The organism is Pseudomonas sp. UBA5666, from assembly GCF_002420785.1.
Classification (GTDB): Bacteria; Pseudomonadota; Gammaproteobacteria; order Pseudomonadales; family Pseudomonadaceae; genus Aquipseudomonas; species Aquipseudomonas fulva.
Genome location: NZ_DIIQ01000026.1, coordinates 37,378 through 58,770, shown reverse-complemented (window position 1 = coordinate 58,770; position 21,393 = coordinate 37,378). Strand labels below are relative to the sequence as shown.

Here is a 21,393-nt window from a genome sequence, read left to right as displayed (position 1 = left end):
TTCGACCAAAGGCTGATTATCGCCGTTTCAGTAACAAAGATTCGCAGGAATCAGCGCTTATCGCCAGTGTGGCCGCCCCCTAGAATTGCCCAGCCCCTCCACCTCTTCCTCGGGATATCGCAGCTGTGCCGCGTTGCATCATCGGAACGCTCCAAGCGTTCAGTGCCTGTGCCCTTGCCCTCACCTTGAGCGGCTGTATCGGAACCTGGGGCATTGCCCCGCAGACCCAAACGCTGCAAGCCAACACCCTGAGCCCCAGTGCAGCCATCGAGCAGGCCGCCGCCGATGCCCACTGGCCCGACCAGCAATGGTGGCGCGCCTACCGCGACCCCCAACTCGATCACTGGATAGCACTGGCGCTGGCCGCCAACCCCAGCCTGGCCATCGCCGCAGCACGGGTGCGTCAAGCGCGGGCCCTGGCTGGCCTTGCCGAGTCGGCCGAACACCTGCAAGGTACCGGTCGGGCGACGCTCAACCGGCACAATTGGCCTGACGATCCCTTCTATGGCCCGGGTGATTTGTCCGGTGCCACCACCTGGGATAACAACGCAAGCCTTGGCCTGAGCTACGCCCTTGATCTGTGGGGGCGCGAGCGCAATACCAGCGAGCAGGCCGTGGACCAGGCTCATCGACAGGCCGCAGAGGCCAGGCAGGCCCAGTTGGAGCTGCAGCACACGGTGGTGAGCGTGTACATCGAGCTGAGCCTGCACTACGCCCGGCGCGACATCATCAAGGCTCAACTGGCGCAGCAAGAGCAGATTCTGGACCTGGCCCAGCGTCGACTGGACGCTGGCATCGGTACTCATCTGGAGGTCAGCCAGGCTCAGGCGCCGCTGCCGGAAACCCATCGCCAGATCGACAGCTTGGACGAGGATATCGCCCTGGCCACTCATCAGCTGGCGGCCCTGGCGGGTAAGGGGCCCGGGGAGGGCGCGCAGCTGCAGCGCCCCAGCCTGACCCTTGCCGCACCCTTGACGCTGCCTTCCAGGCTACCCGCCGAACTGGTCGGCCAGCGCCCCGATGTGGTCGCCAGCCGCTGGCAGGTCGCGGCCCAAGCGCGGGGGATCGACATGGCCCATGCCGGCTTCTTCCCCAACGTGGACCTGGTCGGCAGCCTGGGTTTCGTGGCCACCGGCGGCGGCCCGCTGGCATTTCTCACCGGGCGCAAGTTCAACTACACCGTCGGCCCGGCCGTCACCCTGCCGATCTTCGATGGCGGGCGTCTGCGCGCGCAACTGGGGGCCGCCGCCGCCGACTATGATGTGGCCGTGGCGCGCTACAACCAGACGGTGATCGGCGCGCTCAAGGACATCTCCGATCAGCTGGTGCGTCGTGAGTCGATGCAGGCGCAGGCGCACTTTGCGGCCGAGTCGGTCGCCGCGGCGCAGAAAACCTACGACATCGCCATGGTCGCCTACCAGCGGGGCTTAACCGACTACCTGAACGTGCTCAACGCGCAGACGCTGCTGTTTCGTCAGCAGCAGGTTCAGCAGCAGGTGCAGGCCGCGCGCCTGATCGCTCACGCCGCGCTGGTGACTGCGCTGGGCGGCGGTCTGCAAGCCGGCTCGGATGTGCCGGACGAAGAACGCCAGGCGCCGCCAGCCACGCCAGCACCTCTCGCCCTACTCAACGCCAAGCCGAGTGAGCGCCCATGAATACCTGGGGTTTACCCCTGCGCTGGTTGCAGAGCCTGCAATGGCGGCGCGGTTTCCAGGCCTGGGTGCGGACCGATGGGGTCACCTGGGTGTACATCTTCAAGGTGCTGGCTGCAGCCTTCATCACCTTGTGGCTGGCCATGCGCCTGGAGTTGCCGCAGCCGCGCACCGCCATGATCACCGTGTTCATCGTCATGCAGCCGCAAAGCGGGCATGTGTTCGCCAAGAGCTTCTACCGGGTGCTGGGCACCTTGGCGGGTTCTGTGATGATGGTCGCATTGATGGCCGTGTTCCCGCAGAACACCGAACTGTTTCTGCCCAGCCTGGCCGTCTGGGTGGGCCTGTGCTCGGCAGGCGCCATGCGCTACCGCACTTTTCAGGCGTATGGCTTCGTGCTTGCCGGCTACACGGCGGCGATGATCGGCCTGCCGGTGTTGCAGCACCCGGACCAGGCGTTCATGGCAGCGGTGTGGCGAGTGCTGGAGATTGCCTTGGGCATCCTGGTGTCCACGTTCGTCAGCGCCGCCATCCTGCCGCAATCGGCCAGTGCCGCCATGCGCAATGCCCTGTACCAGCGTTTCGGTGCGTTCGCGGCCGTGGTGGTCGAAGCCTTGCGTGGCGACAGCCAGCGTGAGCGTTTTGAAAGCAGCAACGTGCGCTTCGTTGCCGAGGCGGTGGGGTTGGAAAGCCTGCGCAACGTCACTGCCTTCGAGGACCCGCACATGCGGCGGCGCAGTGGCCGGTTGGTACGCATGAACAGCGAATTCATGGCCATCACCACACGCTTCAACGCCCTGCACCGCCTGATCGAGCGGCTTCGCGCACGTGGGCCCGTGCAGATCGTCAGCGCCATCGAGCCTGGCCTGCACACCCTCGTCGACCTGCTCGAACCCTATGTGGGACGCGCGTTGACCGATGCCGACGCCTTGCGCCTGACCCTTGAGCTTGGTGCCTACCGCGAAGGGTTGCAGGCCCAGGTCCGCAGCTTGCGCGCCGAATACCTGGCCACCGCGCCCTGCGAAGCCGACCTGCTGGATTTTCACACGGCGTTCGAGTTGCTCTACCGCTTCGTGGACGAGATGTACAGCTACGCCGAAACCCACGCCTCCCTGGCGGTGCACAACCACGCGCGAGAGCAGTGGGACGAACCCTACGTGGCGCAGACCAGCACCCTGGTATGCCTGGCAGCCGGGCTGCGCTCGGCAGCGGTGCTGTTGCTGCTGGGCAGTTACTGGCTGATCAGCGACTGGCCAAGCGGCGCCATGATGACCTTGATCGCCACGGTCACCGCTGGGCTGTCGGCGGCTTCGCCCAACCCCAAGCGGCTGTCGTTCCAGATGGCGTGCGGCACGGCGATAGGCGCGGTGGTCGGGTTTTTCGAAACCTTCTTCGTGTTTCCCTGGATCGACGGCTTCCCTTTGCTGTGCATGGTCCTGGCCCCGGTGTTCGTGCTGGGTGCGTTTCTCTCGTCGCGCCCGGCCTACTCGGGCTACGGTATTGGCCTGCTGGTGTTCTTCGCCATCGGCTCGGTGCCCAACAACCTGACGGTGTATGACCCGTATAGCTTCATCAACGACTACATCGCCATGGTCGTTGGCATGTTCGTGTGCGCGGCTGCCGGCGCGATCATCCTGCCGCCCAATAGCCGCTGGTTGTGGAGCCGGCTGGAGCAGGCCCTGCGTGAACAAGTGCTGTTTGCTATCAGCGGGCGTCTGCGCGGCATCGGCACGGCCTTCGAAAGCCGCACGCGCGACTTGCTGCACCAGGCCTATGGCCTGGCGGCCGGCAAGCCGCAGGTGCAAAGCCAGTTGATGGGCTGGATGTTCAGCGTGCTTGAAATCGGCCATGCGGTCATCGAGCTGCGCAAGGAGCAGGCACGGGCACCCGTGCACCCGGCCTATGCCGAGTCCCAGCCGTGGCGCCAGGCTATCCGGGTCATGGGCCGCGCCCTGGCGCGGTTGTTCTTGCAGCCCAGCACCGGGAATCATGAGCGTGCCCTTGTGGCGGTGGACCATGCCATTTCCCGGGTGCAGGCCACCGACGAGCCGTTTGCGCGGCACTTCGACACGTCGGTGTTACGCCGTGTCCAGAGCTACCTGCACTTTATCCGCTCATCCCTGCTCGACCCCCACTCACCGCTTGCGCCACCCAAAGGCTTGCCCCATGCCTCGTGAAATCGCCTTCCACGGCGTGTACATGCCCACCCTGACCGTGATGTTCCTGTTTGCGCTAGGCCTGGCCTGGGGGCTTGACCGGTTCATTGCCAGCGTTGATGGCTACCGTTTCTTCTGGCACCCGGCGCTGCTGCGCTTGAGCCTGTTCGTCTGCCTGTTCGGGGCCCTGGCGCTGTCGCTCTACTGGTGAGAATCCTTCGATGAAAAAGTTCTTCAGCCTTGTCGCTACGTTGCTGGTCCTGGCGGCCGCCGTGGTGATCGGTCGTCAGCTGTGGCTGCATTACATGACCACCCCCTGGACCCGCGATGGCCGGGTGCGTGCCGACATCATCAACGTGGCGGCCGATGTGCCTGGCTACGTGGTCGATGTGCCAGTCAAGGACAACCAGCGGGTCAGCAAGGGCGACCTGTTGATCCAGATCGACCCGGAACACTACCGGTTGGCGGTCGAACAGGCCAAGGCCTTGGTGGCCGCCCGCAAGGCCACCTGGGAGATGCGCCGGGTCAATGCCAGACGCCGAGCCGACCTGGACAACCTGGTGATCTCCAAGGAAAACCGCGACGATGCCAGCAACATTGCCAGCGCTGCGCTGGCCGAGTACCAGCAGGCCCAGGCGGCGCTGGCGGCTGCCGAGTTGAACCTCAAGCGTACCCGGATCGTGGCCACGGTCGATGGCTATGTGACCAACCTGAACGTTCATAAGGGCGATTACGCACGTACCGGCGAGGCGGTGATGGCGGTGGTCGATGAGGCGTCATTCTGGGTGTACGGGTTTTTCGAAGAAACCAAGCTGCCCCATGTGAAGGTAGGCGACCCTGCCGAGCTGCAGATGATGAGCGGGGAACGCTTGCAGGGCCATGTGGAGAGCATCGCCCGGGGCATCTACGACCGCGACAACCCGCAGAGTCGCGAGCTGATTGCCGATGTGAACCCGACCTTCAACTGGGTGCGCCTGGCCCAGCGGGTGCCGGTACGCATCCATATCGACCAGATGCCCGAAGGTTACTTCCTGGCAGCGGGGACTACCTGTACGGTGGTGGTCGATCCGCAGTGAAGCACTCGGCAACCTGCTGCTGCAGCGCGTTGCGCCTGGGCGGCACGTTTCTGCAAGTCCCGCAATCACCTGAAGGTCCGGCTCCTCAAGCGGGACATTCAGCCGGCCCGACCAAAACCGGCACCTGCACCTGATCGATCACCTTGGCACTGATCGAAGGGTCCAGCAGTCGCCCCAATCGCGACAGATGACGGTGCCCCATGATGATCAGTTCGCAGTTCAGGGCCTGTGCCTTGGCCACGATGACCTCTACAGGCCGACCGGCCACCATGCTGCCCTGGCAGGCGAAACCCGCCTGCTGCAAGTCACGGACCGCCTCGCCCAGGGCATGGTCGGCCTGTTGCTGTTCCTCGCACGCGGCAGGGTACTGCGCTTGTTCGTCGGCCGTGTAGGGCGCCGGTTGTTCGTGCACGGCAAAGGAAGTATCGATGGCCAGCAGTACATGCAAGGTATGGTCTTCAGGACGACACCAGCGGCGGGCCAGGGCGAGCAGCGCTTGGGTAGCAGGGGAGGCGTCGATGGCGATGAGCACGGGGCTTGGCATACGGAATCCTTGATCGTGGGGGTGGCTGGGCTGCCGGCCAGGGCCGAGCCTGCTGCTGCCATTGTCGACCTCACCCAGGCTGCGAATAAAGGCCCTGCCACGCACGAGCACATTGCGTCGGGCGCAATCGAGCAACCTGTTAACATCGCCCTTTCCCAACGTCGTCTCGGAAAACGACCATGCAACTGCCTGACATGAACCTGCTGGTCGCCCTCGACGTGCTGCTCGATGAGGGCAGCGTGGTGGGCGCGGCACAACGTATGAACCTCAGCCCAGCCGCCATGAGCCGCACGCTGGGGCGCATACGCGAGGCCATGGGCGACCCCATCCTGGTGCGCGCTGGCCGCGGGCTGGTGCCCACGCCGCGCGCCCTGGCCCTGCGCGAGCAGGTGCATGGCCTGGTGGAGCAGGCCGGGCAGGTGTTTCGCAGCCGTGAAGGCGTCGACCTGTCCAAACTGCACCGTGCCTTCAATGTGCGTACCAACGACCTGTTCATTGCCCTCTACGGGGCCAAGCTGCTGCGCATGATGCTGGCCGACGCGCCCAATACCGTGCTGCGTTTCGTGCCCGAAGGCAGCAGTGACGACGATGCCATGCTGCGCAACGGCCACATCGACCTGATCGTCAGCTCCTCCGTGGAGCTGGGGCCGGAGATTAAGGTGCAGAGTTTGTTCAGCACCTACTTCGTCGGCCTGGCGCGCATGGAGCATCCGGTCTTCGACCAGGACATCACCCCACAACGCTTCGCCGCGTTCCCGCAGATCAGCGTGTCGCGCCGGGGCCGTGCCAACGGTCCGATCGATGTGGCCTTGGCCAACCATCGGGTCGAGCGCCGGGTGGCGCTGATTACCACCAGCTTCCACTCGGCGATGTTCTCGTTACCTGACTCGGACCTGATCCTGCCGATCCCGGCCAACATCCTGAACAGCGTCCAGCGTCTGAAGCTTCCCCTGCGCTCCTTCGAAATTCCCGTACCCCTTGAAAAAGTGAACGTGATGCAGGCCTGGCACCCACGTTTTGACAACGACCCGGCCCACCAGTGGCTGCGTCAGACGATCAAGGCCTGTACCCGAAGCGACCCTTGAACATGGGATCATTGCGTTTGACGCAATATAAAACTGCCAATAATTCAGTTTTCGTCAGCATTCACCCTGCCTAAAATCGCTCCAGTCGTAAAATTGTTGCTGGAGATGTCTCTAAATGAATGCCGTTTCTGCCTCAGCGAGTGGGCTGGCTGCCACGCCTGCACCGGCCGCCCCCGCACAGGGCGCGTTCGGCCTGCAGGTGGTGGTCGGGCTGTTCGGCGTGTTGCTGGCGGTGCTCTGTGCGGGCCTCAACGAGTCCGTGACCAAGATTTCCCTGGCCGATATCCGCGGGGCCATGGGCATCGGTGCCGATGAAGGGGCCTGGCTGCTGGCGGTGTACAGCGCAGCCTCCGTCTCGGCAATGGCCTTTTCGCCCTGGTTGGCGACCACCTTTTCCTTGCGGCGCTTCACCTTGGCAGCCATTGGTACCTTCGCGGTGCTGGGTCTGCTGCAACCCTTCGCCCCCAACGTGCACAGCCTGATGCTGCTGCGGGTGCTGCAAGGGCTCGCCTCGGGTGCACTGCCGCCGATGCTGATGAGCGTGGCGCTGCGTTTCCTGCCTCCTGGCATCAAGGTCTACGGCCTGGCGTGCTACGCCTTGACGGCCACCTTCGGCCCCAACCTGGGTACACCGCTGGCTGGCCTGTGGACCGAATACGTCGGCTGGCGCTGGGCGTTCTGGCAGATCATCCTGCCGTCGCTGGTGGCCGGTGGCTGCGTGGCGTGGGGGTTGCCGCAGGACCCATTGCGCCTGGAGCGTTTCAGGCAGTTCGACTGGCGTGGTGTGCTGCTTGGGTTGCCGGCGATCTGCGGTATCGTGCTGGGGCTGTCCCTGGGCGATCGCTGGGGCTGGTTCGATTCGCCGTTGATCTGCTGGCTGCTGGGCGGTGGGCTGCTGCTCCTGGTGCTGTTCATGTTCAACGAGTGGTCCGAGCCCCTGCCGTTTTTCCAGCTGCGCTTGCTGGGCCGGCGCAACCTGGCCTTTGCCCTGCTAACCGTCGCAGGCGTACTCATCGTGCTGTCGGGTGTGGGTAGCCTACCGTCCGCCTACCTGGCCCAGCTCCAGGGCTACCGGCCCGCCCAGACCAGCCCGCTGATGCTGCTGGTGGCCATGCCACAATTGATCGCCCTGCCGCTGACCGCCGCGCTTTGCAACATCCGCGCAGTCGACTGCCGCTGGGTGCTGGGTATCGGCCTGGCAATGCTGGCCGCGTCCTGCATCGGCAGCAGCCTGCTCACCAGCCAGTGGATCCGCACCGACTTCTACCCGTTCTACCTGTTGCAGGTGTTCGGCCAGCCGATGGCGGTCCTGCCGTTGCTGATGCTCTCGACCACGGGCATGAGCCCCCAGGAAGGCCCCTTCGCCTCGGCCTGGTTCAATACCGTCAAGGGCTTGTCCGCCGTCGTGGCGGGCGGGCTGCTGGATGCCTTGGGCACGCTGCGCCGGCATTTTCATTCCAATCACCTGGTCGACAGCCTGGGCAATGCCCCGTTGCTGGACGACCACGCTGCCAGCCTTGCCAAGCGTATTCATGACCAGGCGCTGGTACTGACCTCGGCCGACCTCTACCAGGTCCTGGCCGTCATTGCCGTGGCCCTGATCTGCCTGATCCCTGTCATGCCCACCCGGGTCTATCCGCCGCGCGCGGTGGCCTGACCCCCGTCTGAATTCGAGAAACGCCAAATGACCATCCACCGTAAAACCCTGTTCATCGGCGCTGTGGCCGTGGCCGTGCTGGCCGCCCTCGTCGGCCCCTGGCTGGTGGGCAGCGATCACCGGCAGAGCACCAACGATGCCTACGTGACCGCCGACTACACCGTGGTCGCGCCCAAAGTCGCTGGCTTCATCACGCAGGTGCTGGTCGAGGACAACCAGCAGGTCAAGGCCGGCCAACTGTTGGCCACCATCGATGCCCGTGACTACCAGGCTGCCCTGGACGCTGCCCAGGCGCAGCTGCTGGTGGCCAAGGCCCAGAGCACCGATGCCCGCGCCACCCTCGACCGCCAGGACGCGCTGATTGCCCAGGCCCAGGCAGCGGTGAAAGCCGCCGAAGCCGAGGCGGCGTTCGCCGATCATGAGGTGCGCCGCTACGGGCGCCTGGCCGAGCAGGGCGCCGGTACCGTGCAAAACGCTCAGCAAGCGCGCAGCGCCGTGGACCAGGCCCGTGCCCGCCTGGCCAATGCCCGCGCAGCTTCGGTGGCTGCACGCAAGCAGGTGGACATCCTCGCCGCCCAGGTCGCCAGCGCCGATGGCCAGCTCAAGCGCGCCGAAGCCGGAGTGGAAAAGGCCCGGCTGGACCTCTCCTATACCCGCATCACGGCGCCGGTCGACGGCATGGTCGGTGAGCGTGCGTTGCGCATCGGGGCCTACGTCAACCCAGGGGCGCGACTGTTGTCGGTGGTGCCCCTGCAACAGGCCTATGTGGTGGGCAACTTCCAGGAAACCCAATTGACCCACGTGCAGCCTGGTCAGCCGGTCAGCATCAGCGTCGATACCTTTGCCGATGAACAACTCCATGGACACGTCGAAAGCATCGCTCCGGCCACAGGGGTGACGTTCTCCGCTGTGAAGCCGGACAACGCCACCGGCAATTTCACCAAGGTGGTCCAGCGTATTCCGGTGAAGATCGTCTTCGATGACGGGCAGCCGTTGTTGACCCGCCTGCGTGTCGGCATGTCGGTCGAAGCGACCATCGACACGACCCGCGATACCCAAGGCGATAAGCTGGCAGGCAGCGGGGTGACAGCCCGATGAACATCGCTCACGCGCAGAGCCCTGCACCCGCCCGCCCACAAGTAGTCAGTTCATCGCGGCCCGTCACGCGTTTCAAGACAAAGACCCCTGCAGCCGTACTGCTCGCTGCACTGCTCACGGGCTGTACCCTTGGCCCGGACTTCCAGCGCCCTGACGCCCAGGCGCCCCAGCAGTGGGACCCGTTGCAGGGTGAACACGCGCCCAGCCAACCTGTGGCCGAGGCCATCCAGTTGCGCTGGTGGGACAGCTTTCACGATCCACGGCTCAGTGCACTGATCGAGCAGGTCGCCACGCGCAACCTCGATCTGCAGATCGCCAGTGCCCGCTTGCTGCAAAGCCGTGCGCTGCGCAGTACTGTGGCCGCCGACCAGCAGCCGTCGGTGGACGCCAATGCAGGCTACAGCCGTGCCCGCAACAGCGCCGAGGGGCTGAGCGACCCCTCGGGCAACGCGGGTAAATCGGCCTTCAACCTGTGGCAGGGTGACTTGGTGGCAGGTTGGGAGCTGGACGTCTGGGGGCGTGTGCGGCGTCAGGTCGAAGCGGCCGACGCCAGTGTCGAGGTCGCCGAGAACGACCGAAACGGCGTCCTGCTGGCCCTGCTCGCCGAAACAGCCGGTGATTACATCCAGCTGCGTGCGGTGCAGCATACGTTGCAGGTGACCGAGGACAACCTCAAGGTCGCGCGGCACAGCCTTGAATTGTCCGAAGACCGTCAGGCCGAAGGCGTGGCCACTCGGCTCGACGTGGCCCAGGCCAACGCCCAGGTCGCCTTGATCGAATCTCGCCTGCCCACTTTGCAGGCACGCCGTGACGATCTGATCAATGCCTTGAGCCTGCTGGCGGCCGAGCCCCCACGCAGTCTGCAGGACAGCCTGCTGCAAGCCGGTGAGCTACCCGACCCGCAGCAGACGTTCGCCATCGGCGTGCCTTCGGAACTGGCCGAGCGTCGTCCGGACATCCGCCAGGCCCAGGCGCGCCTGCATGCTGCCACGGCCAGCATCGGCGTGGCCAAGGCAGATTTTTATCCGCGTATCCGGCTGTCTGGCAACGTGGGCTTCCAGGCCATGCAACTGGCTGACTTCGGTGCCTGGGACTCTCGCCGCTTCGCCTTCGGACCGCAGCTGTCGCTGCCGATTTTCGAAGGCGGTCGCCTCAAGGGCACCTTGGCACTGCGCCAGGCGCAGCAGCAGGAAGCGGCCCTGAACTACCGCAAGGTGGTGCTGGGGGCCTGGCATGAAATCGATGATGTGCTGCGCCTTTACAACGCCAGCCAGCTGCGTCGCGATCGCCTCGCCGAAGCCGTGCGCCAGAACCGCATCGCCCTGGAAACGGCCCAGCGTCAATACGTGGAAGGTGCGGTGGATTTTCTCAATGTACTGACCGTGCAGTCGGCCTTGCTGGCCAGCGAAGAGCAGTGGATCGACAGCGCTGCCGCAGTATCCCAGGCGCTCGTGGGGCTGTACAAAGCGCTCGGCGGAGGGTGGCAGGCGTTCGACAAGGTCTGAGTGCGCGGCGCCGTCACCGCCCTACAGCGTTCGTGACAAGCCAAACCGTTTGCGCAGCACCTTGTCCAGTAAACGCTGCGGCACCAGGCAGGCCATCAGTGGCAAGGCAGTGCTGCCGTTGCCCAGCCGCACCCGTGCTGGCACTGGCGAACGCTGGGTCGCTTTCAGCACGCCCTGGGCAAAGACCGCTGCCGGTGTTGGCCGGTCGAGCGAGGCGCGGGCTCGGGCTTGAATGTGTTCACGCAATGGCCACCACGGCGATTCCGGCGCCAGCACCTGCTGCGCCTGCTGCTGGGCGTGACTGGCGAACTGCGAGGCAATCGCTCCAGGCTGCACCTCCATCACGCGTATGCCCATCGGCGCCAGCTCCAGGCGCAGGGCGTCGCTCAAGGCCTTCACGGCGGCCTTGGAGGCGCAGTAGGCGCCGGCGAACGGCGTGACCAGCACCCCGGAGACACTGCCGATGTTCACAACCAGGCCTCTGGCGCGACGCAACTGGGGGAACAGTGCGCGTGTCACGCCGACCAGCGCGAACACGTTTGTCTGGAACTGGCGCTGCAGGGCGTCGACCCCGCCATCGAGCAGCGGCCCCATGGCGCCGTAGCCGGCGTTGTTGATCAGGATGTCCAGTGCATCGAGCTCCTGCGCGAGCAGGGCCAGGGCGTGTGGGTCGTTGACATCCAGTTGTCGGGCAACGAAGCCCGCAGCGGTCAGGCGCGCTACATCTTCAGCCTGGCGGGCGGTGGCCCAGACCTGATGACCGGCATCGCGAAACGCATCGGCCAGGGCGCGGCCAATGCCGCTGGAGCAACCGGTGATCAGGACAGTCGACATGCAGAAGGCCTTTGGGTCTGGGTAGAGGGGCAGTGGGTGTGCGCCGAGTCGCCGATGCGTCGCCAGCAGTGGGGCATCGACAAGGATTCAGTTGGCAAAGCTGCCTTGCAGGTGCTCGGCCCTGAACGCCAACGTCTGTGCACGGTAGCCCGAGCGTAGCGCAGGCAACGGCAGGCAATCGGACCACTGCGCGCCGGGTTGCAATTCCCCAGGCCCACGGTAGCGCGGTGCATTGTAGGTGTTTTCTGCCAGGTTGACGGTGTCGCCAGGCGCATAGGCCGCCACACGCCAGCGCAGTTCGGTGAGCGGAACCTTGTTGTCGTTCTTCAGGGTGACCTGCAAGGGGCGGTCGGCGGGGCATTGGGTGGGGGCATAGGCAAGGCGCATGTCCAGGCGGGCCAGTTGCGAGGTTTCGCGAGTGTCCTGCCAGATGACGAACAAGGCCACCAGGCCCAGACCACCCACCGCAGCCAGCGAAATCGGCAAGGCCTTGGCGGGGTAGCGCAGCAACAGCACCAGCCAGGTGAGGATGAGGAGAGCGCCGATGATCATGAGGCTTGCAGACCTTGGTTGCGCGAGGGTTGAAGCATCGTAGCGTGAAATGGGGGAAGGCTCAAAAGGGGAAGGCTTGGCCGGCTGTGGATCGAGCAAGGCGAGGTGGGGCTCAAGTGCCGGAGCGCGAATCAGCCCCGGGGCTTGAGCCCCCCATCACCGCGCAATCACTGCGAAGCAGCCTTGACCGCGCCACCACACTGCGCCGACTCGGACGTACGCCCGTACACATCCTCGAACCGCTCGATGTCATCCTCGCCAAGGTAGCTGCCCGACTGCACCTCGATGATCTCAAGGGGGATCTTGCCGGGGTTGCGCAAGCGATGCACCGACGCGATCGGAATGTAGGTCGACTGGTTTTCGGTCAGCAGGAATACATTCTGATCGCACGTCACTTCAGCCGTACCCGACACGACGATCCAGTGCTCGGCGCGGTGATGGTGCATCTGCAACGACAGGCTGGCCCCCGGCTTGACCGTGATGTGCTTGACCTGGAAACGCCCGCCCATGTCCACCGAATCGTACGAGCCCCACGGACGGTAGACTTCCGGATGGCTCTGGGTTTCGCTGCGACCCTGGGCGTCCAGGGTCTTGACCATCTGCTTGACGCCCTGGACCTTGTCCTTGTGGGCAATCATCATGGCGTCCTTGGTTTCGACCACCACGATGTTGTCCAGCCCGATCACCGACACCAGCTTGCCGTTGCCGTGAATCATGCAGTTGTGGCTGTCCTGCACCACCACGTCACCCTTGGTGACATTGCCGTGGTCATCCTTGTCGTGCACATCCCACAGTGACGACCAGCAACCCACATCGCTCCAGCCGGCCGACATGGGCACCACGCAGGCTCGCTGGGTCTTCTCCATCACGGCATAGTCGATGGAGTTGTCCGGGCAGCAGGCGAAGCTCGCTTCATCAATGTTCAGCGTGGTGCCATCCACCTGGCTGCGCTCCAGCGCCAGCAAACAGGTGTCGTAAATGTCGGGGTCGTGCTTTTTCAGCTCTTCGAGAAAGCGGCTGGCACGGAACAGGAACATGCCGCTGTTCCAGAAATACCCCCCGGCCTGAACGAACTCGATCGCCCGCTGCTCGTCAGGCTTTTCGACGAACTGCGCCACTCGCGCCACGCCTTCGGGCAGCAAGGCATCCTGGCTCGAGCGAATGTAGCCGTAGCCGGTTTCAGGCTTGGTCGCCGGCACCCCAAACAGCACCATCTCGCCGCGCTCGGCGGCCACGGTGGCCAGCGCCAACGCCCGCTGCAGCGCCTTCTGGTCATCGATGACATGGTCAGCAGGCAGCACCAGCATCAACGCGTCACGCCCTTCGTTGACCAGTTTCATGGCGCTCATGGCCACTGCCGGCGCGGTGTTGCGCCCGAACGGTTCGAGCAGGATGCCCTGGGTTTGCAGGTCGAGCGCGGCCAGTTGCTCCTGCACGATGAAGGTGTGCTCCTTGTTACAGACCACAATGGGTGCGTCCATGCCTTCGAACACCAGACGTTCGAGTGTCTGCTGGAACAGCGTGTGCTCGCCGGTCAGGGCCAGGAACTGCTTGGGGAACTGCTTGCGCGACAAAGGCCACAAACGCGAACCGCTACCGCCAGAAAGAATTACCGGGATCATCGTGTTTCTCCAATCGTCATTGAGGGCAGGGCAATCAGTTGCTGCTCACAGGGCGGGTGACCCATACCGGCGACAGCGTGCTGCCGGAGCCGGTGACATACAGCACGGCCGCTTCGCCGCGCTCCAGGGCCACGGGTTTCACGTCACCGACTTCCCGGTCGCCCTGGAACAGCGCCAGGTCCACCTTCACAGGGTTGATTTCACGCTCGCCGCGGCCATTGGCGGCGACTGACTTGACCACTTCGGTCTTGCCATCGGCGGTTTTCAGCGCCAGCGTCTGGTTGCTCAGGTTCTGTACCCGTACCAGCGCTTTCTGCTTGTTCTTGAACGGCGGCTCTTCGATCAGTAGAGGCGTACCGGCAGGGCTGTTGACCAGGGTGTAGTACTGGTCCGAGGCCAGCTTGACCGGTACGCGCTGGCTGCCGACCTGAGCGGTGTAGTCACCGCCTGGCAGGAAACTGAAGTCACTGCTGGCCTGGGGGCCGACCGGCTTGATCTGCGTGTTGCCGACGGAGGCGCCAGCCGGTGCGCTGCTTGCGTTGTACAAGCGCACGAAGGTCGAGCCCTTCGGCGCGCTCGGGCCGTAAAGCGCCGCGTCGGCGCCGGCATAAGCCTGTACTGATGCCAGGGACAGGCCGGCTGCGAGGGTCAGGGCTTTGGCGATGGAAGATGGAGTCGTCATGGGCATTGCCTCTTTCGGTCAGTGGGTGGTTCGGGTGGCCGTCAAGGCCAGGTTTTTTTCGGCGTCGCGCGAGTGCTTGAGCTGAGCGACCCAGTGCGGATCGATGCCGTCGAGTTCAGGTTTCATGGGCAGGTAGCGCTCCGGGAATTCCCACACCACCACTTGTGGCGCGGCATGTTGGAAGGCATCGCTTTGCAGGTACTTGAGCATGGGTAGGAAGGGCCCGTGGCCGTCCTCGGCATAGTTGGCCACGTCGCTGTGCAGCGCCTGCTGCAGGGCGCCCACGAAGTTCCAGCGGGGGTTGGCGCTGTAGCTGGTGCCCACCAGCGCCACGGGGATCTGCTGGTCGGCGAACAACGCATCCCCTGCGTCCGCTTGAGCTGCAACAGGGCGGGTGGTGCGTTGCTGGAGGGTGTCCGGCGGCGGCAGCAGGTGGGAGAACAAAGGATCCAACGGCAGGAAGTTGGTCAGGTCGCCCTTGTACGGCGCACTGCCCTGGGCCTGGGTGACGAAGGCTTGTGGGCTCGCTTCGAGCAGACGCTGGCGGCTGACGGCCGCAGCCAGCGCTTGTGCCGCCACTTCGGCACCCAGGGGCGTCCAATGGGTATCGGTGCGCAGAAACACCTGGCCGCGGGCCTTGGCCTGTTCCAGCGGGGCCATCAGGTCAGGGGCGAACACATTGGCCTGGCGTGCCTTGGCATGAAACTGGTTGTACAGCTCCCCATGCAGGCTCGCCGGTCGTGTCTGGCCAAGGTGTTCGTCGTACACCCGCGCCTTGGCCGGCACGATCGCCAGCACCAGCTGGCTGCCGTGCCGTTGCAGGGTGTCGCGCACGCCGCGGATCAGCGCCAGGTTCTCCTGCACCAATGCCTCGGCACCGGCGGTGGGCTTGAACTCTTCGTCACTGAACAGCCACTGGTCGCGCCCCAGCACCACGCCTGGCCGCCCTTCGTGGAACAGCTTGAAATCCAGGGCGGCCCACACGTTGGTGCCCAGGCGCTTGATCGGAAACGCGGCGTCGTAGTGTTGTTCGGTGGCCTTGGCCAGCTTGCCGTCGAGCAGGCTCATCTGTTCGGTGCGTTCAAAGCCGTGCAGGCTTGAGGTCGACCACAGGCCCATGCCCGTCAACAGGCCGAGGAAAGACAAGCAGTAGGTCATGCGAAGTGTCCGGGTCATCACATCGGCCTCAGAACTGGAAATAGAGAAACGGCGAATAGCTCTGCGCCGACAGCTTCAGGATCGACGCGACAAACAGCAGCAGCACCAGGGTTCGGGTCATCACGCGCGTCCAGCCAAGGCCGAGCGAGCCATCACGGTTGATCTGCACTGGCGTGGCGGTGGGTGATGCGGTGGGCGTGGTTCGGGCGTTACGGTAAACATCGCGCAGGCCGAAGAAGGCCAAGGCCAGGTAGGCGATCACCAGAGTCGCCACTTGCAGGCCGGTCAGCTGAGCGCGGTTGAGTTCGGAAAGCTGCCAGTGGCCGAAGCTGAACATGGCGCCGTACATGCGCGCTGCGACGTGCAGGTTCTCGGCCCGGAACACCACCCAGCCCACCACCACCAGCAGGAAGGTGAAGGCCCACTTGACCGGGTTGAAGCGCTGCGGGTGGGTGTCTATGCCCAATGCCCGTTCGATCGCCAGCCACACGCCATGCCAGGCGCCCCAGAGGATGTAGGTGACGTTGGCGCCATGCCAAAGCCCGCCCAGCAGCATGGTCAGGAACAGGTTGCGGTAGGTGTTGAGCGTGCCTTTGCGGTTACCGCCCAGGGTGATGTACAGGTAGTCGCGCAGCCAGGTGGACAGGCTGATGTGCCAGCGCCGCCAGAACTCGGTGATGGACTGGCTGATGTAGGGCTGGCGGAAGTTTTCCATGAAGCGAAAGCCCATCATCAGGCCCAGGCCGATGGCCATGTCGCTGTAGCCGCTGAAGTCGAAATACAACTGCGCGGTGTAGGCCAGCGCGCCCAGCCAGGCATCGCCGGTGGTGGGCTGCTGCAAGGCGAAGCAATGGTCTGCCACCACCGCCAGGGTATCGGCGATGAACACCTTCTTGACGAACCCTTGCATGAAGCGCGTGCAGCCTTCGGAAAATTTGTCCAGCGTATGCGTGCGGTGGTTGAACTGCTCGACCAGGTCCTTGAAGCGCAACACCGGCCCGGCGATCAGGTGCGGGAAGATCGCCACGAAGGCGGCGAAGTCGATCAGGTTGTCGGTGGCCGGGGTATCCCCGCGGTACACGTCGATGAGGTAGCTGATGGACTCGAAGATGTAGAACGAAATGCCGATTGGCAGCAGCACATGGGTGAGGATGAACGGCTCAAGGCCGAACGAGGTGATGATCGCATTGAGGCTTTCGACGCCGAAGTTGGCGTACTTGAAATAGCCCAGAATGGCCAGGTCCACGCCAACGCCCAGCAGCAGCCAGCGTTGCGCGGGCTTGCTGCGCACACCGGCGGCACCGACGTTCAGCCCGATCCAGTAGTTCCACAGGGTGACGCCGGCGAACAAGGCGAGGAAGTCCACGCGCCACCAGGCATAGAAGAGGTAGCTGGCGATCAGCAACAACGCGTTGCGATAGCGCTGCCCGCTCAGGTAGTACAAACCGAGGAAGATCGGCAGGAACAGGAACAGGAACACGTTGGACGAAAAGACCATCCCGGTTCTCCTAAAGACTCACAGCATCCAGGGCAAAGCGCCCCCCAAACCCCCCACAGATAATCGGGAGGCCACCTAGCTTTGTGCAGGCGGTGTGTCGTCACGACACGCCGCCCCTTGCACGGTCTTGCGTTAGTACTTGCGCATTGCGCTTGGGTCATACACGCGCGTCATGTCGCCCCCCATGCGGAAGCTGTTGAACGGCTGCATGCCCTGCTTGCGCGCCAGGGTGTCGCCCACGCAGTGGTACAGGGCGCACCAGGGCTCCAGCCAGGCGTACTTGGTGTCGACCTTCAGGTCCTTCATGTTCTGTTTCTCGCCTGCGCGCTCGGCGAAATGACGCGGGTCGCGGGCGCCGGCCAGTACCCCTTCGCCCAGGCGCTGCAAGGCAAAATTGTTCTCGGCGCGCAGGTCCACGCCGTTGGCCTGGGCAAAGCTTGCGATCAATGCCAAGGGCGGCAGGGCATAGTTGTGATAGGCCAGCGCACGTTGCTTGCGTTTGATCTCGTTGGGCAGAAAGCCCTGGTCGTCGACTTGATTGACGCCGACCTTGTATTGCTTCACTGCCCAGTCGAACAGGTCACGGCGGTCGGTGGCCACGGCCGTGGCCATGACCGACCAGGCCGCCCAGTAGCTGTGATTGTTGATCTTCTGCAGCGGCAGGTCGCTCCAGTCGCTAACCGTCTGCTGGGCCAGGCGAGCGAACCATTTCTCGATCAGCTCGGCTTCGGCCTGATGCGCCGCCAGTGGCCTGGCGTTGGAGAACTTCAGGCGCAGCCATGACCCGCTCAGGCTGCCCAAAGCCCATTTGCGCATCGATTTGCCGGTGTGGTTGTAGTTCGTGGACATCAGTGCGTCGGCCCGTGCCCAGGTGCCCAGCCACGCCAGTGCGCAGTCCAGCTGCGCCGGTCGACCGTCGCGCATGTACTGGGTGACCAGTTTGCTTACCCCCTTTTCCAAGGCAGTGATGTCCTGGGTGGAGGTCCGAAAGGCGTGCTCGGAAGCCACATTGAGCGTGGCCCGCGCCTTGTCCGAGCCTTCGTACTTGCTGCGAAACTGCAGGGCACCGGTATACGGGGTGAGCGGGGCTTCGCAGCGAAAATCGCCGGTACCCGTCTTGAGTTTCTCGATGCCTTCGTAGTAACCCTGAGGTGGCACCAGCGAGGCCTGCGCGGCGCTTGCGAACAGAGCGAGGGCGAGCAGGGCCGGGCGCAGAATCAGTTTGTAATGGGTCATGTTCGCCTCACTGGCCGGCCTGCGCGGTCTGCGCAGGTCCGGCGAAGTCGTTACGTTTGCACAGCTTGGCTTCGAGCTTCTGGGTGCCTTTTTCCGGCCCCTGCACCTCGAAGGCCAGCAGCTTCTGATCGGCCCAGTCCTGGTCCTCGCGCATCTGGAACACGAACCGGCCATCGGTATCGGAGGTTTCGGGTTTTTCCAGCTTGATGTCCTCGTGCCGGCCGTTGAGGTACCAGAGGGTTGCCTGCAGCACCTTCACTGAGGGGTCGTCGAACTTCACGTCCATTTGCAGGTGGCGGTTGACCAGCGGCTTGATCACCCCACCCTTGCCATTGACCATCAGGGTGTTCTTGCCCGGCTTGAGCGTAGTCTTGGCGCTCATCAGCGCCGGGCGGTCGTCGCAGCCGTCGTCGAGCAGGCCGAGGATCTGTCGCCAGATGGTTTCCTGCTCCAGGCTGTAGAGGGGCGAAAATTCCCAGACCAGGATCTTGGGTGGATGCTTGCGGAACTCCTCGCTGCCCAGGTACTGAATCATCGAGCCCTCCAGACCGCCGCCGGGGAAGGCGACGTTGAGCACATCGGCGCCGATGTACTGCTCCAGAAACCCGGCGAAGTTGTAGTTCTTGCCGCTGTGGCTCGTGCCCACCAACGTGATCTGGGCATTGCCCTGGTCGCCGAACAGGTCGTCGTCATCGCCGCTGGCCCCTTTGGGTTCGGTGCTGAACTGGTCCATGTACTGCACCGCATAGCTAGTGCCGCACAGCTGCCCGGCAACGTTGTGCAAGGTTCCGGTCTTGCCCATGCGCCCGGACTTGACGGTTTCGAATGCCTTGCGCGGGATGCCCTGGAATGCAGGCATCGTGTGCACGGTGTCTGCCACGATACGGGCAGCGCGCTCGGCGCCGTAGGGCGTCCAGTGCTGGTCGCCACGGAAGTAGAAATCCTTGCCCTGGTCGGCGGCAGGCAACTGCTCGTTGGTCAGCGGCGACAGGTCGGGCACGTTGTAGCCCATGGCGGCGAAGCGCTTGAGCATGGCCTGGTAGTTGCCCAGTGCCTTCTGGTATTCGAACGCGGCTTTTTCTGCCGGCTCGAGCATGTTTCGGTTCACCAGGCCCCGGGTCGGCTGATACACCACTACCAGTTCCACACCGCGTTTCTTGAAGGCGTCGTGCACCTGCTGCAGGCGTTTGTACCCGGCAGGGGAGGTGTCGAATTCGGTGCGCAGGTCTTCACGGGTTCGGAACAACCAGTCGCCCTGGCCCTGCACCAGGGTGGTGAAGTTCTGCTGGTAGCGGGTGGTGTAGCGGCTGGCATCGTGTGCCTGCGGGCACAACTGGCAGCACGGCACCGCCGTGAAGGTAGGGGCCTGCACGGTGTCGGCGCGTGAGCCCTGACTGATGGCCAGGAGGGCGCAGGTGACGCCCAGCACGGTAATCGCTTGTGGAGTCATGGTCCGGGCTTCCTTATTGGATCAATTCGGTCTGGCGCTCGACCGGGTCGATCAGCACGGCTTTGCGCTGGCGTACCAGCAGGTTAAGGATTTCATCCTGGCGCTGGCCCAGCACACCGTTGAAGGTGATTCCGCTGGCTTTGCGCGGCGCCAGCATGGCCACGTCGTACAGCTCGACCGACAATGGCGAGTCGATCGACAGCGGGCCAGAGCCGTTGGCCGCCAGTTGCCCACCCACCAGGATCAACGACACCTTGGTGTCGAACGGGTCGAGGGCAATGTCGCGGTCGGTGTCGGACAGGTCCTTGATGTGGCCGTAAACGCCCACCAGACCGTTGGCCATGGCGATGTTGTCGTACAGCCGGATATTCACGCTGTTGCGCACGCGAATGCCATGGCGTCGGTTGTTGACCAGCGTGTTGCCCCACAGCAAGTTATCGCCGCTTTCGTACAGGGTGATGCCGTCGGTGTGGTTGCGGTAGATCTGGTTGTAGGCCACCAGGTTGTTGACGCTGTTGCGATCGATCACGACGCCTGACAGCTTGTTGTCGAAGCTCTTGTTGTTGAAGATCCAGCTGTCGTTCACCTCCCGCGAAACGATGATGCCGTGCTTCTTGCGCGTGCCATGCACGCTGTTGCCGGCGATGATCAGCCCGTGGGAGCGGTCGTGCGGGTCGATGCCGTAGACGATGTTGTCGCGGTAGGTGTTGTCCTTGACCACGAAGTCGCGCGTCTCATAGCAGTAGAAGCCGTACCACAGGTCGCTGAACTGCGAACCGATGATCCAGCCGGTCGGCTCCGCCCGGCCCATGCGCTTGGCCAGGTTGGGGGTGTACTGGGAAATGCTCACGCCATAGGACTTGGACTTCGCATAGCCCAGGCTGGCCAGGGTGCTGTTGACGATGTAGGTCTCGGTGCCGCCCCAGGACAGCAGAAACGGGCGAAACGCCTGGGGCGAGCGGAACGTGGCCGGGCCTTTGGCCTGCTCGCGCCACCCGGTCACCTGGGTGTCGGTGATGAACAGCTTGCCGTCGTTGACCAGAAATGCCCCGCCTTCCTCGGACAGGCGCAATTGCTTGACCTTGCCGTCGATCTCCAACGTCCCGGTGCGCCCGACCACGATGGGCAGACGCGCCAGGTACACACCGGGCTGCACCTCGGACAGGTACTGGCGCGGCACCTGGCGGCTCAACTGCGCCAGGTCCACGTGGCCATCGTCGATGAAAATGGCCTGTGGAATGCCGTGTTGGCGCCGCACCCATTCGGCGGCCTTGTTGTCGCCACCGACGAATGCCTTGAGGCTGTCTTCCTGGAACATACGGCGCAGGCTGACCTTGCCCGGCTGGCTGCGGTCGATCTTTTGCTGCACGGCCTGTGCGGTGTAGCCACTGAGGTCAGGGAGCTTGGGCGCGTCCAGCTGCAGCGGCGCTATCGGTGCGCTAGAGACGGTATAGCTGCGCGCCTGTTGCAGTTCCTTGGTCAGCAGGCCGGGTTGCGCCGCCCAGGTCGAACCACTGGCAAGCAGCAGGGCGCAGGCCAGCAGGCTGTGGCGAAGATGGGGATGAACGTTCATGGCAATTTCCTCGTG

General features: G+C 64.2%; 17 protein-coding genes and 1 pseudogene. 8 read left to right on the top strand and 10 right to left on the bottom strand.

Features of this window, described 5'->3' with window-relative positions:
* Positions 1–125 precede the first annotated feature (125 nt).
* From B2Y33_RS13710 to B2Y33_RS13695, 4 genes are read left to right on the top strand one after another with little or no spacing between them, the layout of a single operon-like run.
* Positions 126–1,655 carry an efflux transporter outer membrane subunit gene (locus tag B2Y33_RS13710; RefSeq protein ID WP_110607126.1) on the top strand — a complete coding sequence of 510 codons (1,530 nt, stop codon included), beginning with the start codon at positions 126–128 and terminating at the stop codon, positions 1,653–1,655.
* Entirely contained in the window at positions 1,652–3,829 is a 2,178-nt protein-coding gene (locus tag B2Y33_RS13705; RefSeq protein ID WP_206405628.1) for an FUSC family protein, read from the top strand. Before B2Y33_RS13710 ends, B2Y33_RS13705 begins: the two co-directional genes overlap by 4 nt.
* A complete protein-coding gene (locus B2Y33_RS13700; RefSeq protein WP_027914430.1) occupies positions 3,819–4,019 on the top strand; it encodes a DUF1656 domain-containing protein in 201 nt (66 codons plus the stop codon). The genes B2Y33_RS13705 and B2Y33_RS13700 overlap by 11 nt, the downstream gene beginning before the upstream one ends.
* Positions 4,020–4,029: 10 nt before the next feature.
* Positions 4,030–4,884 carry an HlyD family secretion protein gene (locus B2Y33_RS13695; RefSeq protein ID WP_027914431.1) on the top strand — a complete coding sequence of 285 codons (855 nt, stop codon included), beginning with the start codon at positions 4,030–4,032 and terminating at the stop codon, positions 4,882–4,884.
* An 85-nt stretch (positions 4,885–4,969) separates the two neighbouring features.
* Here the strand turns inward: B2Y33_RS13695 and B2Y33_RS13690 are convergent, their stop codons facing one another.
* Positions 4,970–5,428, bottom strand: a complete 459-nt coding sequence (locus tag B2Y33_RS13690) for a universal stress protein (RefSeq protein ID WP_206405629.1) — start codon at positions 5,426–5,428, stop codon at positions 4,970–4,972.
* Between the two features lie 179 nt (positions 5,429–5,607).
* On the opposite strand from B2Y33_RS13690, the gene B2Y33_RS13685 reads away from it, so the two are divergent.
* From B2Y33_RS13685 to B2Y33_RS13670, 4 genes are all read left to right on the top strand, one after another.
* Positions 5,608–6,513: a LysR family transcriptional regulator gene (locus tag B2Y33_RS13685; RefSeq protein WP_023534365.1), complete on the top strand. Its 906-nt coding sequence runs from the start codon at positions 5,608–5,610 to the stop codon at positions 6,511–6,513.
* 115 nt (positions 6,514–6,628) lie between these two features.
* Complete coding sequence (locus tag B2Y33_RS13680) at positions 6,629–8,170, top strand: MFS transporter (RefSeq protein ID WP_206405630.1); 1,542 nt, start codon at positions 6,629–6,631, stop codon at positions 8,168–8,170.
* Between the two features lie 27 nt (positions 8,171–8,197).
* A complete protein-coding gene (locus tag B2Y33_RS13675; protein ID WP_206405631.1) occupies positions 8,198–9,268 on the top strand; it encodes an HlyD family secretion protein in 1,071 nt (356 codons plus the stop codon).
* Entirely contained in the window at positions 9,265–10,773 is a 1,509-nt protein-coding gene (locus B2Y33_RS13670) for an efflux transporter outer membrane subunit (RefSeq protein ID WP_080992904.1), read from the top strand. Before B2Y33_RS13675 ends, B2Y33_RS13670 begins: the two co-directional genes overlap by 4 nt.
* A 21-nt stretch (positions 10,774–10,794) precedes the next feature.
* On the opposite strand, the gene B2Y33_RS13665 is transcribed toward B2Y33_RS13670, so the two are convergent.
* The 9 genes and pseudogenes from B2Y33_RS13665 to algG all read right to left on the bottom strand — a co-directional run bounded on the left by B2Y33_RS13665 (position 10,795) and on the right by algG (position 21,378).
* A complete protein-coding gene (locus B2Y33_RS13665; protein ID WP_206405632.1) occupies positions 10,795–11,607 on the bottom strand; it encodes an SDR family oxidoreductase in 813 nt (270 codons plus the stop codon).
* Between the two features lie 87 nt (positions 11,608–11,694).
* Positions 11,695–12,159: a hypothetical protein gene (locus tag B2Y33_RS13660; protein WP_027914437.1), complete on the bottom strand. Its 465-nt coding sequence runs from the start codon at positions 12,157–12,159 to the stop codon at positions 11,695–11,697.
* 112 nt (positions 12,160–12,271) lie between these two features.
* A pseudogene (locus B2Y33_RS13655) lies at positions 12,272–13,781 on the bottom strand (mannose-1-phosphate guanylyltransferase/mannose-6-phosphate isomerase).
* 34 nt (positions 13,782–13,815) lie between these two features.
* Positions 13,816–14,463, bottom strand: coding sequence for an alginate O-acetyltransferase AlgF (locus B2Y33_RS13650; protein WP_206405633.1), 648 nt, complete (start codon positions 14,461–14,463; stop codon positions 13,816–13,818).
* Between the two features lie 18 nt (positions 14,464–14,481).
* Entirely contained in the window at positions 14,482–15,639 is a 1,158-nt protein-coding gene (locus B2Y33_RS13645; RefSeq protein WP_027914440.1) for an alginate O-acetyltransferase, read from the bottom strand.
* Positions 15,640–15,649: 10 nt separating this feature from the next.
* On the bottom strand, positions 15,650–17,119 hold the full coding sequence (locus B2Y33_RS13640; protein WP_059183321.1) for an MBOAT family O-acyltransferase: 1,470 nt from the start codon (positions 17,117–17,119) through the stop codon (positions 15,650–15,652).
* A gap of 132 nt (positions 17,120–17,251) precedes the next feature.
* Positions 17,252–18,355 carry a mannuronate-specific alginate lyase gene (locus tag B2Y33_RS13635; protein WP_206405634.1) on the bottom strand — a complete coding sequence of 368 codons (1,104 nt, stop codon included), beginning with the start codon at positions 18,353–18,355 and terminating at the stop codon, positions 17,252–17,254.
* 7 nt (positions 18,356–18,362) lie between these two features.
* Positions 18,363–19,805: an alginate O-acetyltransferase gene (locus B2Y33_RS13630; protein WP_206405635.1), complete on the bottom strand. Its 1,443-nt coding sequence runs from the start codon at positions 19,803–19,805 to the stop codon at positions 18,363–18,365.
* 13 nt (positions 19,806–19,818) lie between these two features.
* On the bottom strand, positions 19,819–21,378 hold the full coding sequence (algG, locus tag B2Y33_RS13625) for a mannuronan 5-epimerase AlgG (protein ID WP_128610845.1): 1,560 nt from the start codon (positions 21,376–21,378) through the stop codon (positions 19,819–19,821).
* Positions 21,379–21,393 lie beyond the last annotated feature (15 nt).

What these genes read in the sequence shown, in the direction of transcription:
- algG (WP_128610845.1), bottom strand. Translation starts at nt 21,378, where the DNA reads ATGAACGTTCATCCCCATCTTCGCCACAGCCTGCTGGCCTGCGCCCTG.
- B2Y33_RS13680 (WP_206405630.1), top strand. Translation starts at nt 6,629, where the DNA reads ATGAATGCCGTTTCTGCCTCAGCGAGTGGGCTGGCTGCCACGCCTGCA.
- B2Y33_RS13705 (WP_206405628.1), top strand. Translation starts at nt 1,652, where the DNA reads ATGAATACCTGGGGTTTACCCCTGCGCTGGTTGCAGAGCCTGCAATGG.
- B2Y33_RS13650 (WP_206405633.1), bottom strand. Translation starts at nt 14,463, where the DNA reads ATGACGACTCCATCTTCCATCGCCAAAGCCCTGACCCTCGCAGCCGGC.
- B2Y33_RS13660 (WP_027914437.1), bottom strand. Translation starts at nt 12,159, where the DNA reads ATGATCATCGGCGCTCTCCTCATCCTCACCTGGCTGGTGCTGTTGCTG.
- B2Y33_RS13700 (WP_027914430.1), top strand. Translation starts at nt 3,819, where the DNA reads ATGCCTCGTGAAATCGCCTTCCACGGCGTGTACATGCCCACCCTGACC.
- B2Y33_RS13630 (WP_206405635.1), bottom strand. Translation starts at nt 19,805, where the DNA reads ATGACTCCACAAGCGATTACCGTGCTGGGCGTCACCTGCGCCCTCCTG.
- B2Y33_RS13670 (WP_080992904.1), top strand. Translation starts at nt 9,265, where the DNA reads ATGAACATCGCTCACGCGCAGAGCCCTGCACCCGCCCGCCCACAAGTA.
- B2Y33_RS13690 (WP_206405629.1), bottom strand. Translation starts at nt 5,428, where the DNA reads ATGCCAAGCCCCGTGCTCATCGCCATCGACGCCTCCCCTGCTACCCAA.
- B2Y33_RS13640 (WP_059183321.1), bottom strand. Translation starts at nt 17,119, where the DNA reads ATGGTCTTTTCGTCCAACGTGTTCCTGTTCCTGTTCCTGCCGATCTTC.
- B2Y33_RS13645 (WP_027914440.1), bottom strand. Translation starts at nt 15,639, where the DNA reads ATGACCCGGACACTTCGCATGACCTACTGCTTGTCTTTCCTCGGCCTG.
- B2Y33_RS13685 (WP_023534365.1), top strand. Translation starts at nt 5,608, where the DNA reads ATGCAACTGCCTGACATGAACCTGCTGGTCGCCCTCGACGTGCTGCTC.
- B2Y33_RS13665 (WP_206405632.1), bottom strand. Translation starts at nt 11,607, where the DNA reads ATGTCGACTGTCCTGATCACCGGTTGCTCCAGCGGCATTGGCCGCGCC.
- B2Y33_RS13695 (WP_027914431.1), top strand. Translation starts at nt 4,030, where the DNA reads ATGAAAAAGTTCTTCAGCCTTGTCGCTACGTTGCTGGTCCTGGCGGCC.
- B2Y33_RS13635 (WP_206405634.1), bottom strand. Translation starts at nt 18,355, where the DNA reads ATGACCCATTACAAACTGATTCTGCGCCCGGCCCTGCTCGCCCTCGCT.
- B2Y33_RS13675 (WP_206405631.1), top strand. Translation starts at nt 8,198, where the DNA reads ATGACCATCCACCGTAAAACCCTGTTCATCGGCGCTGTGGCCGTGGCC.